10 protein-coding genes and 3 pseudogenes are annotated in these 17,168 nt (G+C 50.4%); 6 read left to right on the top strand and 7 right to left on the bottom strand.

Going from position 1 to position 17,168, the window contains the following annotated elements; all coding sequences use genetic code 11:
* The first annotated feature begins 108 nt into the window (after positions 1-108).
* Complete coding sequence (gene rssB / locus AACY26_RS01045; RefSeq protein ID WP_339510140.1) at positions 109-1,272, top strand: two-component system response regulator RssB; 1,164 nt, start codon at positions 109-111, stop codon at positions 1,270-1,272.
* A gap of 8 nt (positions 1,273-1,280) precedes the next feature.
* Positions 1,281-1,763, top strand: a complete 483-nt coding sequence (gene rssC / locus AACY26_RS01040; protein WP_339511658.1) for an anti-sigma factor antagonist RssC — start codon at positions 1,281-1,283, stop codon at positions 1,761-1,763.
* 264 nt (positions 1,764-2,027) lie between these two features.
* Here rssC and tal read toward each other — a convergent pair whose 3' ends face one another.
* Together tal and dusA are read right to left on the bottom strand one after the other, a co-directional pair.
* Complete coding sequence (gene tal, locus AACY26_RS01035) at positions 2,028-2,948, bottom strand: transaldolase (protein WP_339510137.1); 921 nt, start codon at positions 2,946-2,948, stop codon at positions 2,028-2,030.
* A 54-nt stretch (positions 2,949-3,002) separates the two neighbouring features.
* Positions 3,003-4,001 carry a tRNA dihydrouridine(20/20a) synthase DusA gene (dusA, locus tag AACY26_RS01030; RefSeq protein ID WP_339510135.1) on the bottom strand — a complete coding sequence of 333 codons (999 nt, stop codon included), beginning with the start codon at positions 3,999-4,001 and terminating at the stop codon, positions 3,003-3,005.
* 284 nt (positions 4,002-4,285) lie between these two features.
* On the opposite strand from dusA, the pseudogene AACY26_RS01025 reads away from it, so the two are divergent.
* From AACY26_RS01025 to AACY26_RS01015, 3 genes and pseudogenes are all read left to right on the top strand, one after another.
* Positions 4,286-4,647 (top strand): annotated as a pseudogene (locus tag AACY26_RS01025) (DNA adenine methylase); the annotation flags it as partial.
* 40 nt (positions 4,648-4,687) lie between these two features.
* Positions 4,688-4,807: pseudogene (locus AACY26_RS01020) on the top strand (IS30 family transposase); the annotation flags it as partial.
* Positions 4,808-4,922: 115 nt separating this feature from the next.
* The gene (locus AACY26_RS01015) at positions 4,923-5,291 is read left to right on the top strand and encodes a lysozyme inhibitor LprI family protein (protein ID WP_339510133.1); all 369 of its coding nucleotides are present in this window, start codon (positions 4,923-4,925) and stop codon (positions 5,289-5,291) included.
* A gap of 252 nt (positions 5,292-5,543) precedes the next feature.
* Here the strand turns inward: AACY26_RS01015 and AACY26_RS01010 are convergent.
* From AACY26_RS01010 to AACY26_RS00995, 4 genes and pseudogenes are all read right to left on the bottom strand, one after another.
* Positions 5,544-5,992, bottom strand: a pseudogene (locus AACY26_RS01010) (integrase core domain-containing protein); the annotation flags it as partial.
* A 118-nt stretch (positions 5,993-6,110) separates the two neighbouring features.
* On the bottom strand, positions 6,111-10,178 hold the full coding sequence (locus AACY26_RS01005) for an autotransporter outer membrane beta-barrel domain-containing protein (RefSeq protein ID WP_339510131.1): 4,068 nt from the start codon (positions 10,176-10,178) through the stop codon (positions 6,111-6,113).
* Between the two features lie 709 nt (positions 10,179-10,887).
* Positions 10,888-12,558 carry an arylsulfatase gene (locus AACY26_RS01000; protein WP_339510129.1) on the bottom strand — a complete coding sequence of 557 codons (1,671 nt, stop codon included), beginning with the start codon at positions 12,556-12,558 and terminating at the stop codon, positions 10,888-10,890.
* Positions 12,559-12,690: 132 nt separating this feature from the next.
* Positions 12,691-13,689 carry an HAD family hydrolase gene (locus AACY26_RS00995; protein WP_339510128.1) on the bottom strand — a complete coding sequence of 333 codons (999 nt, stop codon included), beginning with the start codon at positions 13,687-13,689 and terminating at the stop codon, positions 12,691-12,693.
* Between the two features lie 166 nt (positions 13,690-13,855).
* Here AACY26_RS00995 and AACY26_RS00990 point away from each other — a divergent pair, with 166 nt between their 5' ends.
* Positions 13,856-14,533 (top strand): Crp/Fnr family transcriptional regulator, encoded by a 678-nt coding sequence (locus AACY26_RS00990; protein ID WP_339510127.1) that lies wholly within the window; start codon positions 13,856-13,858, stop codon positions 14,531-14,533.
* A 687-nt stretch (positions 14,534-15,220) separates the two neighbouring features.
* On the opposite strand, the gene AACY26_RS00985 is transcribed toward AACY26_RS00990, so the two are convergent.
* Positions 15,221-16,891: an arylsulfatase gene (locus AACY26_RS00985; RefSeq protein ID WP_339510125.1), complete on the bottom strand. Its 1,671-nt coding sequence runs from the start codon at positions 16,889-16,891 to the stop codon at positions 15,221-15,223.
* Positions 16,892-17,168 lie beyond the last annotated feature (277 nt).

Here is a 17,168-nt window from a genome sequence, read left to right as displayed (position 1 = left end):
TACGGATGGGAGTACCGTCTGCGCCTTAATCCGAACCGAGTGCGCGCGTACCGGTTTTGCTTTGACGTATAGGTCAAACCACCGCGACGCAGTTTGCCTGGATACCCCATGCAGAAAACCAGTTCTACACTGCTGATCATTGATGATGACCAAGTAGTCCGCGCCAGTCTTGCGGCTTATCTAGAAGACAGCGGCTTTATTGTCTTGCAGGCCTCGAATGGATTGCAGGGGTTGGAAGTCTTCGAGCAGAAACATCCAGACTTGGTGATTTGTGATCTGCGCATGCCCCAAGTTGATGGCTTGGAGCTCATCCGCCGCATTAATGCCTTGGGCTCCGAGACGCCAATCATTGTGGTCTCTGGCGCCGGTGTGATGACCGACGTGGTCGAGGCTCTACGCCTTGGCGCTGCGGACTACCTGATCAAGCCCCTCGAAGACCTCGCCGTGCTTGAGCATTCGGTCAACCGTGCGCTTGATCGCGTTAGGTTGCGCCTGGAAAACAAGCATTACGCCGAGCAGCTTGAAGCCAGTTTGCACCTGTTGCAGGAAGACCAGAATGCTGGCCGTCAGGTGCAGATGAACATGCTGCCTGAAACGCCCTGGGAAATCAGCGGTGTGCACTTTGCGCATCAGATAATCCCATCGTTGTACTTGTCGGGCGACTTTGTTGATTACTTTCGTGTGGATGACCGGCGAATTGCCTTTTATCTGGCGGATGTGTCCGGGCATGGAGCCTCATCAGCTTTCGTCACCGTGCTTCTCAAGTTCATGACCACGCGCCTGCTCTACGAATCAAAAAGGGCTGGGCGCCTACCTGAGTTCAAGCCATCGGAAGTGCTTGGGCATATCAACCGTGGCTTGATTAACTGCAAGCTGGGCAAGCATGTGACCATGCTTGGCGGGGTCATTGACGAAGAAACCGATACCTTGATTTACAGCATTGGCGGGCATTTGCCGCTGCCAGTGATCTTTAGCGAAGGTAAGGCCAATTACATCGAAGGTCGCGGTCTGCCGGTTGGTTTGTTTGAAGAGGCAGAGTACAGTGATCAAACTATGCAACTGCCGAAAAGCTTCAGTCTGACGTTGTTGTCCGATGGTGTTCTCGACTTGTTGCCAGGCGACACCCTGAAAGATAAAGAAACGGTGCTTCCGCAGCTCATTGAAAAGGCGGGCGGCACCCTTGAAGGTCTGCGGGATGTGTTAGGACTGGCCAACTTGGCAGAGATGCCGGATGATATTGCATTGCTTGTGTTAAGCAGGAATCTTGCATGAACCCTGGGATAGGCCCTGGCCGCATCCAATTTGCAGAGCAGGACGGAACATTTGTCCTCAAGTTCATAGGTGAAGTACGTCTGACCCTGTGTTCAGCGCTCGACTACACGATCGAGAAAATCTTCACTTCAATGAATTTCTCCGCGATCGTTATTGACCTTACCGAAACGCGTAGCATCGACAGCACCACGCTGGGCTTGCTGGCGAAGCTGTCGATTTTGTCGCGGCAGAAGGTCGGTTTGTTGCCCACGGTTGTTACGACTCATGCTGACATTACTCGGCTTTTGCAGTCGATGGGTTTTGATCAGGTGTTTAATATCGTCGACCGACCGATTCCTTGCCCAGAAGCCTTGGATGATCTGCCTTCCCAAGACCAGACCGAAGAGGTGGTTAAAGCCAAAGTGCTTGAAGCTCACCGGATTCTGATGGGCCTGAACGACTCCAACCGCGAAGCCTTCCACGACCTAGTCAACGCTCTGGAACACAGCTAGCCGAACTCGCATATAAAAACGGGGCATTGAGTTGATCAATGCCCCGTTTTTCATTCCGTAGATTCATCTGTAGGGCGCAAGACGCTTCATTCTTTCACCATAGGCCACCGCGTCTGGATGCACGGTGGACAAGCTTCGCTTGTCGCACCCTACGGGCCTTGATGCGTAGGGTGGAAGGCGCTTCATCCTTCCACCAATGGCTGCCGTGTCTGGATGCATGGTGGACAAGCTTCGCTTGTCGCACCACTACGAAGTGGTCCTTGGCTAGCTGCTCAGCAGTTGCTCCAGTTTTTGCTGGTCTTTGGCAAACTGGCGAATGCCTTCGGCCAGCTTTTCAGTGGCCATCGGGTCTTCGTTCATTGCCCAGCGAAACTGTGCTTGCGTCAATGTTAGCTTGGCTTCACCCGCGGCGCCGCTATTAAGCTTGCGCTCAAGGTTGCCTTGGTCATCGGCAAGTTGTTGCAGCAAGTCCGGGCTGATGGTCAGGCGGTCGCAGCCTGCCAGTTGTTCGATCTGGCCCAGGTTGCGGAAGCTGGCGCCCATGACCACAGTGTCATAGCCATTGGCTTTGTAGTAGTTGTAGATGCGTGTGACCGATTGCACGCCGGGATCAGCCATGCCAACAAAATCGCAGCCTTCTGCTTTTTTGTACCAGTCGTAAATACGCCCCACGAATGGCGAGATCAAAAACACGCCAGCATCCGCGCATGCCTGGGCTTGGGCAAAAGAGAAGAGCAGGGTCAGGTTGGTTTGTACGCCTGCCTTCTCAAGCTGCTCGGCTGCCTGTATACCTTCCCAGGTGGATGCGATTTTGATCAGGATGCGCTCGCGTCCAATCCCGGCTTGCTCGTACAGATCGACCAAGCGCTCGGCGCGGCGCAGCGTGGCCTCGGTGTCGAACGACAGGCGTGCATCAACTTCGGTAGAAATACGCCCCGGAATGATTTTCAGGATTTCCTGGCCAACGGCAACCCCAAAACGGTCGCAGGCAAGGTTCAGGTCGCCATTGCAGCCTTCGACTGAGCTTTTCAGCAGCTCAGCGTAGCGCGGCATGGCGGCGGCTTTAAGCAGCAGCGATGGATTAGTGGTGGCATCAACCGGCTTTAAGCGGCCAATGGCATCTAAATCGCCAGTATCAGCGACAACTGTAGTGAACTGTTTGAGTTGATCCAGCTTGCTAGTCATGACGGAACCTTGTCGTTGCGGATTCCCTGACATTACCCGAGCGTGAATCCAGGCTCAATGTCCTTCGAGCAATTGAGCGGCCTGATCGAAGAGTTCCAGCGGATTGCTGGCCTTGTGAATATCCACCGAGAGCAACTGGCGAAAACGTCTTGCGCCCTTGAAGCCCTGGGCCAGGCCCAGCATATGACGCGTGACGTGATGCATGGCCGCGCGTTCTTCCTTTAAATGACGGGCAATGTAATCGCGCATGCTCAGCATGGCTTCAAAGCGACTCATCACCGGGGCGTCGCTGGAAAATAGTGTTTGATCAACCTGGGCTAGCAAATAGGGATTGTGATACGCCTCGCGGCCGAGCATCACGCCGTCGAAGGTTTCGAGATGCGTTGCGCAGTCTTCCAGCGTCTTGATGCCGCCATTGAGGATCAACTCAAGATCGGGGAAGTCCTTCTTTAATTGCGCCGCTACCTCATAACGCAAAGGCGGTACTTCACGGTTCTCCTTCGGCGACAGGCCGGAAAGAATTGCGATTCGTGCATGTACGGTGAAACTCTTGCAACCCGCATCGCGAACCGTGCCTACAAAGTCGCACAGCTCTGCATAGCTGTCACGGCCATCAATCCCAATGCGGTGCTTGACCGTGACCGGGATATCGACCACATCGATCATCGCTTTGACGCAGTCGGCGACCAATTGCGGGTGAGCCATAAGGCATGCGCCAATCATATTGTTCTGCACGCGATCACTCGGGCAGCCCACATTGAGGTTCACCTCATCAAAGCCCGCCGCCTCAGCCAGCTTGGCGCACGCCGCTAAATCAGCTGGCGAGCTGCCGCCCAATTGCAGCGCAAGCGGATATTCAGCCTCGTCATGGCGCAGAAACCGTTGCGTATCACCATGCAGCAGCGCCCCGGTTGTCACCATCTCGGTGTAGAGCAGGGCATTGCGTGACAGCTGACGCAGAAAGAACCGGCAATGACGATCCGTCCAGTCCATCATCGGCGCAACGCTAAAGCGGCGGGATAGGGCGGAGTTTAAAGTTGAATCAATGGGCATGGCATGTGATCTATCAATACCGGTTTGCTGTTTAAGCATGAATTTAGCAACCTGTTGCGATCAGGGTAATCAAACAGGCAAGTAGTAAATCGATTACGTAGCTAAAGCAAAACCGAGAAACGGGTTACACCGTGCAGCATCCGTGCAACGGAGTGGAGAGCTAGTTTATCAGGAAACCTTGGTGTTTAAGCGGGCGAACAGATCAAGCTCAAAAGAACTCTGAAGAGAAACGGCAAGAGAAACAATTGGGTACAGACCGCGATTATAAAGAGTCTAAACGTCCACGCCTGGCTGGAACCTACGTTGAAAACCTGTCGTGGCTTGAGTGCGCTGAGCGCTACGACCGTCCGCACACCTTTCATTACATGGACCCGCCGTACTGGGAAACCGAAGGCTATGGCGTGGACTTCCCCTACGACCAGTACTTGCGATGGCTGACTTCATGCGGCGCTGTAAAGGCAAGGTGATGGTCAGCATCAACGATCACCCGGATATCCGCAAAGCGTTTGAAGGCTTTCACATGGAGAGCCTGGATATCCGTTACAACTGCACAAACCAACGCCAAGGCGTAGCCGAAACCACGGGGGAGCTGGTAATCACAAACTGGAAACCGGCTGATCTGGGCGGGCTGTTCGATGGCATCTGATTCGCTTGCTATGTGTTCGCACCAGAGCGGGGGTAGTCCACTGCAACTTGATATGCGCTCACGTAAGCGCTTCGACTTCAAATGCCCAATCGAAGTTATAGGCAAGGTGATGCAGGACGCCATGGCTATGCGATATGATGCTCCAGCGTCAATTCAATAGCCGTGTTGCACTCAGCCTCTGCAACCGCCTGTAATAAACGGCTTATAGTTTCAACATTAAACGTGTCGAAAACCATCGCGGCGATACCGCAAACGCTCACTCAAAGGGACTTGATATGAAATCCATCGTATTTGTAGCGCTCACTGCTTTTTCATCACTAGCCCTCGCGGACAACTGCGATAAGGCGCGGGATGACTTTGACAACCTGTACTGCCTTAACAAGGTCTATCAGGAAGCCGACAAAGAGCTAAACAGCGCCTATGGCAAGCTTCGAGCGCAACTTAATGACGAGCAGAAAAACACACTAAAACGCACTCAAATTGCGTGGATCAACCAGCGTAATGACGCCTGCAGTCGCCGCGAAGGTTCGAGTTTTTACGTGAATATCCGTTGTGCTAACGACCGCACTGTCGCCAGAACCAACGAAATCAACGACCGCATTCGAGAGTGCAAATCCACTGGTTGTCAGGCCAGCAAACTGTAGCCACGCGAGTACATAGGCTGCCTACGCGAGCAGCCTATGTGTGCTTGTTACTGACGCATATCCAACGATTCATTTCGGCAACCTAGCCGTTGGCGCAGGCGACTTATTTCGATGTCTCTTAATCTACATGAATATCTATGCAACGTTTGCTTTCGCAAGCCTCCGAAGTAGTTAACTGGGCATCGATGCTGGATAAAGGCCGCACCAGTAAGCATTCATGAATGCGTCTAGCTCGGGGGTAATTCCCCGTTTTTAGTATTCGCCAGAAATAGAGGCCAGGCACGTAAGTGCCAATTTCTGTTTTGGGGTGATGCCTCCCAGGGCCATATTTGGCCGTTCGTGATTATATGTCCAGACCTAGCGAGTTGCATGCTCATGCACTTCAGCGATGGACTCGAACAAGTAATGCCCGAGCCAGTCGTAGCGCAGCGTGCGGTTGTAACGTTCGACATAAGCGTTCTGCTGCGGATTGCCAGGCCGGATATGCTCCAGGCGGATGCCATGTTTTTCAGCCCACAGCAAGATCTTGCTGCTGATGTATTAAGGCCCGTTGTCGCTGCGGATAGCTAGTGGTTTTCCGCGCCATTCGATCACTTGATCTAGTGCACGTACCACGCGCACTGGGGCTGAGGCAGGTCAACATCCATGGCCAATGCCTCGCGATTGAAGTCGTCGATCAAATTGAACAGGCGAAAGCTGCGACAATATGGGCCTTTCTGTGTATATATAGTGCCGGTACCAAGAGCCGAACGCGGGAACGACTGATTACAAGGCGGCCATGTAATCAGTCGTTTACCTGACTTGTCTTTAAGAGATTACTTAGAACCTAAAACGAACACCTACGGTGCCATTAAGACCAGTATTGTCTCCAAAATTGTCTAGGCTCGAGTCAACTGATACTTCGCCGTAAAGGGAGGCTCTGTCTTCGTTCCAATTATAGCTACCGCCCACCCCAACATCGGCCATCATGCGTGCAGGGCGCTCGGTGAATTTGACGTTAGCAACATCTACCTGAGTACCGTCAAGGAATTCGTAGTAAAGGTTACTGAGTCCATAGACATGGCTGCGACGTAGTTGATTCGCATCATCCTTCCACAGGGTACTGTGATCCACTGAAACCCCTACGCGTGCGCGTAAGCTATCGGCATCATCCAAGGCAACATCAGCGCCGAATGGGTCAGTGAAGTCATCAAAGTCAACTTGAGAATAGATCAACTGTGCTTGGGGAGTTACAGTTACCTCATTGTCTATTTGTAGTTTTTTACCGGTTTCAATTGATACTGCGTAACCGATGCCGTCGTTGCCATCAGTCAGGCCGCGGTCTGCGGTGTCAGAGCTTATATCTGTGTCGAACCATGTTACAGCTGCTTGGCCGTCAACATAGAACCCATCGTCTCTAAGCCAGGTAAGGGTAGTTCCAGCGCCATAGCCACGAATATCAATGTCACCGTCACCGTGAAAAGAGTCGATTTCACTGTTCGATTTAGCGTAATGAGCGGTAAGGCCACCCAATAACTTGCTACCGTCATTATTTTCATTAAGCAATGCGTCGATACCTGCTTGCATTCTAGAGCTATTGCTAACTGAGTCTGACTCTGTAGTTGATACGTTATAGCGCTCACGCCTATGGCTACCTTCTACTCGAATCCAGCTGGCACCGTTTTGAATGCTTGGTTCATCGGTCTCAAGACCCTCAGTGCTTGGAGCAAGGGCATTTTGTTGAGCAGCTATTGGCCAATAGCGATTACCTACCCGCTGCTGCATAGTTGGCAAGCTGTTCATGTTGAGGAGTGCTTGGCCATATTGCTCGTAAAGTGGCGTGCCTGCGCTGTAGCGTGGGCCGGATGGTTGGACTGGGGTGGTGGGTGGAGTTGGAGGAACTGGTGTAACAGGGGCCACAGGCGTACCTGGATCAACAGGCGTAACAGGATCAACAGGTGTAACAGGATCAACAGGTGTAACAGGATCAACAGGCGTAACAGGATCAACGGGCGGTATGGTTGCCGGAACTACCAGTGAGGTCAAATACCAGTCACCGTCAGCTGCATCAGCTGGGCTGTTTTTTTGTAGAGTATAAGCATATGCACCACCAACCACGGCTTGCTGGTTGTCCGATGTTACATAGTCACCGTTGAGTGCGAATGTACCGCTTGATGCTCCATCAACCTGTACAACCTGTATGCCGTTAACTGTCGCAGCGCCAGTACCGCCAATATTGTTGACGCTTAATGTAGTTGTGCCAGATGTATTGCCTTGAACCACCAGTTTATCGGTAAGAGAGTTGTCATCACCTAAGACTGTGTCGATTTTTAGGTCACTGTTGGCGGAGTAATTTCCCGAGGCCCCGCTTGGTCCATTCGGATCAAGAGCAACCAGGAGACGATCACCGGCAGAGCCATTTTGCAAGTTGATGCTGCCATTGTTATGCAGATCACCCATAACGGTAAACAAAGGCTGGCTGAAAGAGAGTTCCGAGCCGGATTGAATGGTTAAACCCAGTGCTTCACCTGCTGCATCAGAGCCACCTCCAACGAGTAGGTCGCTACCTGAAAAGACAAAGTTGGAGCTCCCATTGAGAAAGATCGATTCCCAGTTGGTTAAGGTATTGGCATTCAGCGTGCGTTCGCCGCCGTTGAGCGTCAGCGTGTCAATGAAGTTGTCAGCGCTATACACATCATCACCACCATCAAAACCACTCACTGCATTGATGTCAGCGGTGTTGGCGACGAAGACAGTATCTGAGCCTCTGCCCATATTTATGGAGCCGCTCGTAGCGCTGGTGGTGCCTAGAGTCAGTTGGTCATCACCTGCATTGGTGTTGATATCACCGTTCAACTGGCCAAGGGAGTTTATCAGCACACTGCCATTTCCATCAGTAATTGCAATACCAGATGCGGCACTTACACTTGCCGTCTGCGCGATATCAATCGTACCGGTACTGGAGTTACTGGTTGCGATACCCGATGCAGTGTCGGAGCCCCCGGTTACAGTTCCAGCAATGTCGATATCAAATATGCCGCCCGATGAAGTTTGCGCACGAATACCATCAGATTTTTTTCCGCTGGCATTAATTGCAGTATCTGCTCCCATATTAATAATTGCTGACCCCGCTCTTGTGGAGGCATATATACCATGAGAGGTCTCGCCTGAAGTTGTTATGCTACCGCTTATCGTTTCGATTAACGCATCACCTGTGCCGGTATTTGTTACATAGATACCATGGGCATTGCCTGTGTATGTAGTATTCGGGTTGAAAGGAGAAAGGCTCTCACCGCCGATAGTAGTTATAGTCCCGTCAATCAGTCGGGCAATAGCCGCTGCAGAGCTTGAGGTGTTCTGAACAGAGGACCGCATGCCATGGCCATATGTCGCTGAGGTTAATATAGAGCCGCCGCTAACTTGCGCAAGAGCTTCGCCAAGGCCACTATTGCGGGCATAAATACCTTGAGTGAAAGATGAGAGTGTTGATATTTCTCCTCCGGTTAGGAGTGCTGTCGATGCGGCTGAGGATCTAGCGTGACTAATAACTGAGGCTACTCCGGCGTTACTATCTGATAAACTGGAGTCGCCGCTGTTAATGCTAAGGGTACCTCCGTCCATTTGAGCGAGCGTATTCCCTAGGGTATAGTTTAGTGCGTAAACACCTGTATGACCTGATTTACTAGTGCCATTGAGCACAATGTCCCCACCAGTCATTCGTGCGGTAACTGAAGATGTACTTGTATCCGTTGATCCTAATGCATATATGCCTTTGACGGTGTCGCTCCCACTACCACCAGTAGCCTGAATACTACCTCCGTCCATTTGCGCTAACACACTGCTATTGCCATAAACGGTGCTCACACGGACGCCAGCTACATGCTTTGTGCCCTCAAGAGTTACGCTTCCGTCTGACATGAGTGCAGTTGCACTCTCTGTGCCGCTGGTGGGGTTGGTAATCCAGCTTTCTACACCAGTAACATCGTAGCCTTTAACCGTTATCGTACCGTCAATGAGATGGGTTAGTGCTGAACCTGTTTCTCGTGCCCCTGAATATATACCTTTACGATTATTCGCATAATTACCTACTGGGGTTATAGATATAGTGCCACCGGTCATTTCCGTTTTGGCGAATGATGTCGGGCTGTACGAGGATACACCAGTGCCTAGGTTTCCAGATATTGATCCCCCTTCAAGTCGAGCTAAGGCATCACCACTTCCATAGTTCCTAGCCCCCATACCGGTTGGAGTAGCTATTGTAGATGTATCAGTACCAATAAGCTCACCGCCCGTCATTAGTACACTTGCTGTCCCTGTAGCTTTGCTGTTGTCTACCAGGGAGTAAAGGTGAGGGGTGGAGTATGATTTAGTTATTGTAATTCGCCCGCCTTCCATTTTAATAGATGCGCCCCCCAGGCCGGAATTTAACGAGCTGAGTCCAGCTCGAATGCTAGTGATTTCTCCTTCCTTCATATTGACTGAGGTAGTAGCCTGGCTCTCTGTATTGATAATACTTGCCACTACCCCTACGCTGCTTAGAGTTCCGGTATCTACAGAGCCAAAATTATTACCTGAAATAGTGATGTCACCTGTACCAGACGATGATGATGACGCAATAATCTGCTTGGTTATCACCAAGCTGGGAGAATCAAATACCAACTCCAGTCCATCGGAGTCTTTATATGTAATTCCGTTAGGAAAAGATCCGGTTGTGCAGGAAACTGTGTCACGTCCAACGCCGTCAATACCGCATTCGTTTGCCGCATTTGCAACGCCTGCGCCTCCCATAAAAAACACTGCTAAGCCTAGTGCTGATCGAATAGATGTGGCCAAAAGGCTATGCATAAGGTAGCTGTTGGGGTGTTTAAGCTCCGAGTGGTAATGAGGGGTGCTTATAATGTTTGGCACGGTGATATTCCTTTGATGTTCGATCTTGATATAAAGATGATTTGTTACAAGCGCGACAGTTTAAGTGTAGTCTTATAATTTTAATTGCGATGCAATTTCGATTGAATTTAATAGTCCAGCTTTTTAGTCGGCTGGCGTCAGAATCTTGGCTTTTATCCGGTAGAGCTTTGACCATTGGGTCTCACTCCGCGTAGGGTTCGACGGACTGCAAGTCTTATTTTTAGGCAGCTAAAAATCGACTGTGGTGCGCCTGAGCACAATCCAGGTGAGATCACTGCATGAGGTAGCAATTTCTAGAGCCAGGAAGTGATTTAATACGAAGGATTCCTGTGTTTGTGCGCACTACAGTCTGAAATCATACCGGTGTTCATATGGCGCAGAAGTTTCTTGTGAGATTTGTTCAGATTCTTTAAATGCATAGGGTGCAGATCTGTCGGTAGTGCGTTCCAGTACCCTGAATAGCCCCGGGTTTTTATGTATTTTATAAATATATTTTAAGTATCTTTAGGATGCCCTGACGGGTATGTGTTATGGGGTTTTTAAAACACAGCGCATCATTGCTCAGTTTACAGCTCTAATACTCCTAATTGAGCGAAGGTCTAGCTATTCGAGTGTCAGACTTTATTTTTATTTGGCAGCTCGTACAGGTTGTCGGATTGGAATAAAAATGCCGCCCATTGAGGCGGCATTTTATTTACCGAGTTGTTGGTTAGTTACTGCTGCCGCGCACGTTCTGCATTTTTTGCATGGCACCATCAATCGCTTTCTTCATGCTGAGTGTGTCAGCACCTTGGCTTGGCGGATAGTCAGCTAGACTCTTCAGGTGTGCTGCGAGGAAAGGCACGGCAGCTGTTGGAGCCCAGAGTTTTTGGGCAACGAACTTACGTCCCGCGTAGCCATACTCCTCGGAGTCCGGGGTGACTTTCTCCATTGGGTCCATCAGCAGGTTCACCACGTAAGGCACGCTTGGGTAGGATTTCTCGTCGAACCAGTTGCCCTTGTGCTTAACGCCGATATGCATTTTCCAGCCATCTACGCGAACAGCCATCAAATCAGTTTCGTCGTAGTAGAACAGTTCACGACGTGCTGACTTTTCGGTTTTCCCGGTCCAGTAGTCGAGGTTGTTATAGCCATCGAGATGCACCTTGTAGTTAGTGGCTCCCAGCTTGTAGCTCTTGAGCAAATCTTCCTTCAGGTTTGGTAGACCAGCGGCAGCGGCCAATGTCACGTAGAGGTCCTCGTGGCTCTGGATGCCATTGCCTTCACGGCCAGCAGGAATATGGCCCGGCCACTTGATCAGCGCAGGAACCCTCAGCCCGCCTTCCCAGGTGGTGCCTTTCTCACCGCGGAACGGGGCGTAGCCACCGTCTGGGTAGAACATGAACTCATTACCGTTATCGGTGCTGTAAACGACGATGGTGTTGTCTTCTATGCCCAGGTCTTTGATCTTTTGCAGGATCATGCCCACCTGATCATCATGTTCGAGCATTCTGGCGCGCACCAGATCTTCCTCGGCACGTCCTTCGTCAACAGCTCTTTGGATGTATTCCTGTTTTGGGTGGGACCAGATATGGATGGCCGTGGAGTTGAACCATAAGAAGAAAGGCTTATCGCCTTTGCCGACCTTGTCCATGTACTTGAGTGTTTCATCGGTCACTTCTTGGTCGATGGTTTCCATCCGCTTGCGGGTGAGAGGGCCGGTATCTTCGATTTTCTGTTTGCCTACACGGCCAAATTTAGGGTCGACAGTGGGGTCGTCTTCGGTTGTGGCCCAAGCGTGCAAAACCCCGCGAGGTCCAAATTTTTTCAAATACTCAGGGTTCTTCTGGCCTGGGTAATCGAGTTGTTCTGGTTCCTCTTCTGCGTTGAGGTGGTACAAATTGCCAAACCACTCATCGAAACCGTGGACAGTCGGCAAAAATTCATTGCGGTCACCCAAATGGTTCTTACCAAACTGGGCTGTGGCATAGCCTTGGGATTTCATCACCTCCGCGAGTGTCGGATCGCTGGCCTGGATGCCTCGTTCCGAGCCCGGAATACCAATGGTTGTCATGCCTGTGCGCACTGGCATTTGGCCGGTAATAAACGCAGCGCGACCAGCCGTGCAACTGGGCTGGCCATAGTGATCGGTAAAGATCATGCCGTTTTTGGCAATTGAATCGATATTTGGGGTGCGGCCCATCATTCCGTGGGTGTATGCACCTACGTTCCACATGCCGATGTCGTCACCCCAGATAACCACTATGTTTGGCTTCTTCTGACCTTTATCGGCGGCAGGGGAATCCGCCGCCATTGCAGGTGAAATAATCCCCAACCATGCAGAGCTGAGTAGCAATAGTGACCGAGAGATTCTGCCCAGTCGCGGCTTTAATTTATCCATTAATCATGCTCCTTCACGAACACCGTCAATTTTTAAAACGATTCCAATATAACCTTGCAAGAGAAAGCGTGTTGGTCAGCGACCAATTTAGTAATTATGTAAGATTAAACCTCCTTTGTATCGTCACTTACTTCATTTACTAAATGGATAGATGCGTTTCCACTCGCTTGCCATGTCCACAACTATCCAGTTGTTTTTCAGAGCCTCATCAAGGGCCTTATTCAACTGACCTATTTTGCTGCCGCGGTCGTAGGCCCATTCACGATTAGCATCAGTGTGATGTACTAAACCAGCAAAGCGCTTGCCCTTGCCTGCCATCGTCCATTGCAGCATTTGTAGATCGCCGTCTGAGTTACCAAACGCCAGAATGGGTCGGCGGCCTATTACAGACTGAATACTTACCGGTTTACCGGGGCCATCGTCATTAAGCGCAAGCTTAGGCTCACGCAGGATTGAGTAATGGCCATCCCGATCCTGAAACTGGGTGACGAAGGTTGTCCCTATAATCTGCTCGGGTGGTATACCGTAAACTTCTTCAGCGAAGGCCCGCATGAACTCCACTTCTCCACCAGAAACTATGTAGGTTTTAAAGCCGTTGGCGCGGAGATAATCAAGCAACTCCAACATCGGCTGAAATACCATTTCGGTGAAGGGTTTATCGCTTTGGGGATGTTTGGCAGTGGCTAGCCAGCGCTTTGCATTCTCACTAAACTCATCAGTGGATACGCCTGTATGAGTGGCGCCAACAATTTGCATTAGGCCATCCATACCGCTGGCAGCTAATGTCTTTTGGTCGTTCTCAAGCACAGCTTTAAAGGGTTGCTCGGTTTTCCATTGCGAACGCTCCGGAGCCAAGCGTTTAACTTCACTGAAAGCGAACAATACTTGAAAGTAAATAGGCTGCTCGCTCCACAAGGTGCCGTCGTTGTCGAAGACTGCGATGCGCTCAGCAACCGGCACATAGTCCTTACTGCCTTCTTCTGTAACGGCCTGAACGAATCGCTCAATAGCTTGGCGCGAGGGGCCCTTGTTCCATGACGGTATTGGGTCAGCTGCCTGCGATAGTAGCGGCAGCATGAGCAGCAAAAATAAAAAATAATGGAGCTGATACGATGATTTTTTTTGCTGCATGATAGAAACCTTCAATTAGGTCGGGCCGATTTGTACGCTCAGCTATTTCTCTAAGGGAGCCAAGTGCATATTAGCCTCGGCATCGCTAAGTACAAACTCGAAGCATTGTATTTGCTCAAAGCCGATGGAGCTGTAACGAACGTTACTTTCAACAGAAGGAAGTGAGATGGATTTTCAGAAAGCCTCTTCCATGCTACGAACCAAAGGTTGGTTAGCTCAAACTCCAAAGACCTTCCAAAAGGAGGTGCTGAGTCTTTGTACGCTGCAATTCTATGCGCAGGGAGAGGTGATACTGCGTAATGGGACAGAAGGGGACGCCATTGTTGGACTGGTTAGCGGAAGTCTTGCTTGTAGACTTCCCCCACGTTCAGAGTGCTCCAGCTTGATCCACTTGTTTCCGCCCGGCGCTTGGACAGGGGAGCTAGCATTTTTTGCCGGGGGCGTTCGACGGGTCGACACCGTCGCTCATGCTGATAGTTACTGTCTTCGACTTACTAAGACAAGCATGAATAAGATTCTCGATAAGAATCCCGGGTATTGGCGCTGGTGTAATATTCTGACAGTGATGTCGTGCGATGTAGCCCTTCATGCGCTTGAAGCAGTTACAGCTCTGGACGGTAAGTCACGAGTTGCTAAGACACTGGTGAGGTTGGTGGCTATTAACGAGCAAAGCTGTTTGCTCAAAACTTCTCAAGCGGATATTGGCGCAATGTGTGGTCTTTCCCGAAAAGCTGCGCATGAGGTACTTAAGCATTTTGAGCAGCAAGGAGTATTGAGGAGGGGGCACCGCAATATTGAGGTGCTGTGCCATACGAAACTACTAGCCATTGCATTAGGTCTGTGAGTTGCTGACTCTACAGATATTATGCATGCACCTCCGTCGCATAAAGTGCGCACAGTGTCTTGGTTAACGGGTTTTAGTTGTACAAAAGTGGTACTCGAAATTATTAGGCGTTCTGAAAACTTTTATTTTGAGACTCTGATTTTTAGTTGTTCCAATTCATTTTTTGAGGCTTTGTCATCCCTTTTACCTAGTTTTCGCTTCTCCAGTCACGCTATGCGGAGTGACACTGTGACATTCAAACATTGACTCTCTGATAGCTGGGTCGAGTATAGGAAGGGGACTGCTTAGCAGTAAAGATATCCCAGTAATTGATTGGGTAGATCCGCCCTTGCTTGAATTTTGCTACAGCAAAACAATTAGAGATTCTAACCTGCTGAAATGCATTGGTTTTTTATTTTATCAGCCCGATCCATCAGCGGGGCAGTGCAAAAGCGGTGGGAAAGCTTGGGTAATCCGTTTTTTTGCATAAGTGTCTCACGTGCGTTCAGGGGCATAAGCGTAATGGTCCTTGCTCATCAACCAAGGCCGCGAGGGGAGGTTTGAAATCGCATCAATATTAATTGATTGGTCAAGCATTGCCTGCCAAAAAGACTAAGCCCATTCTTGCTAAAAAATCCGAACAAGTCTTTATGTTGGATAAAAAAATGCCGCCCGTTCAGGCGGCATTTTCATTTCTTCAGTCACTTATCAGTTGCTGCTACCGCGAATGTTCTGCATTTTTTGCATAGCCCCATCAATCGCTTTCTTCATGCTGAGTGTGTCAGCGCCTTGGCTTGGCGGATAGTCAGCAAGACTCTTCAAGTGTGCAGCCAGGAAAGGTACGGCAGCTGTCGGAGCCCAGAGTTTTTGGGCGACGAACTTACGTCCCGCGTAGCCATACTCTTCGGAGTCCGGGGTGACTTTCTCCATTGGGTCCATCAGCAGGTTCACCACGTAAGGCACGCTTGGGTAGGATTTCTCGTCGAACCAGTTGCCCTTGTGCTTAACGCCGATATGCATTTTCCAGCCATCTACGCGAACAGCCATCAAATCAGTTTCGTCGTAGTAGAACAGTTCACGACGTGCTGACTTTTCGGTTTTCCCGGTCCAGTAGTCGAGGTTGTTATAGCCATCGAGATGCACCTTGTAGTTAGTGGCTCCCAGCTTGTAGCTCTTGAGCAAATCTTCCTTCAGGTTTGGTAGACCAGCGGCAGCGGCCAATGTCACGTAGAGGTCCTCGTGGCTCTGGATGCCATTGCCTTCACGGCCAGCAGGAATATGGCCCGGCCACTTGATCAGCGCAGGAACCCTCAGCCCGCCTTCCCAGGTGGTGCCTTTCTCACCGCGGAACGGGGCGTAGCCACCGTCTGGGTAGAACATGAACTCATTACCGTTATCGGTGCTGTAAACGACGATGGTGTTGTCTTCTATGCCCAGGTCTTTGATCTTTTGCAGGATCATGCCCACCTGATCATCATGTTCGAGCATTCTGGCGCGCACCAGATCTTCCTCGGCACGTCCTTCGTCAACAGCTCTTTGGATGTATTCCTGTTTTGGGTGGGACCAGATATGGATGGCCGTGGAGTTGAACCATAAGAAGAAAGGCTTATCGCCTTTGCCGACCTTGTCCATGTACTTGAGTGTTTCATCGGTCACTTCTTGGTCGATGGTTTCCATCCGCTTGCGGGTGAGAGGGCCGGTATCTTCGATTTTCTGTTTGCCTACACGGCCAAATTTAGGGTCGACAGTGGGGTCGTCTTCGGTTGTGGCCCAAGCGTGCAAAACCCCGCGAGGTCCAAATTTTTTCAAATACTCAGGGTTCTTCTGGCCTGGGTAATCGAGTTGTTCTGGTTCCTCTTCTGCGTTGAGGTGGTACAAATTGCCAAACCACTCATCGAAACCGTGGACAGTCGGCAAAAATTCATTGCGGTCACCCAAATGGTTCTTACCAAACTGGGCTGTGGCATAGCCTTGGGATTTCATCACCTCCGCGAGTGTCGGATCGCTGGCCTGGATGCCTCGTTCCGAGCCCGGAATACCAATGGTTGTCATGCCTGTGCGCACTGGCATTTGGCCGGTAATAAACGCAGCGCGACCAGCCGTGCAACTGGGCTGGCCATAGTGATCGGTAAAGATCATGCCGTTTTTGGCAATTGAATCGATATTTGGGGTGCGGCCCATCATTCCGTGGGTGTATGCACCTACGTTCCACATGCCGATGTCGTCACCCCAGATAACCACTATGTTCGGCTTTTTGCTCTCTTGACCTTTGGCCGCAGCCTCGGCAGCTAAAGAGGGCGAAACCATACCTAGCCATGTAGAACCCAATAGCAGTGCCGACAGTGCAAACTTACATAGCCCCGGTTTAGAGGTCACCATAATCCACGCTCCCTTGTGAAGACTTAAAAAATTGATCAGTTCCAGCAGAGTAAATCTAGTAGACCGGATGCTTTTGGCAAGTCGATTTGCCTGTAAGAATCGATTCTGATTCAACTAGATATGTGAGATCGATGGAGGCGGTAGGTACAAAAAGGTACACAAGCTTAGGGGGAGATATGCAAACTACTATTTACAAGGGCAATGAGTTTAACGCTTATAATATTTAGAAGAGCAATAAATTTAAAGCTTAAAAATCATAATTGGACGTTCCGTTATT

Origin of the sequence: Pseudomonas sp. RL_15y_Pfl2_60, from assembly GCF_963970595.1 — a bacterium.
Classification (GTDB): Bacteria; Pseudomonadota; Gammaproteobacteria; order Pseudomonadales; family Pseudomonadaceae; genus Aquipseudomonas.
Note: the sequence above shows the minus strand (reverse complement) of the source record. Positions and strands in the feature narration are given on the sequence as shown.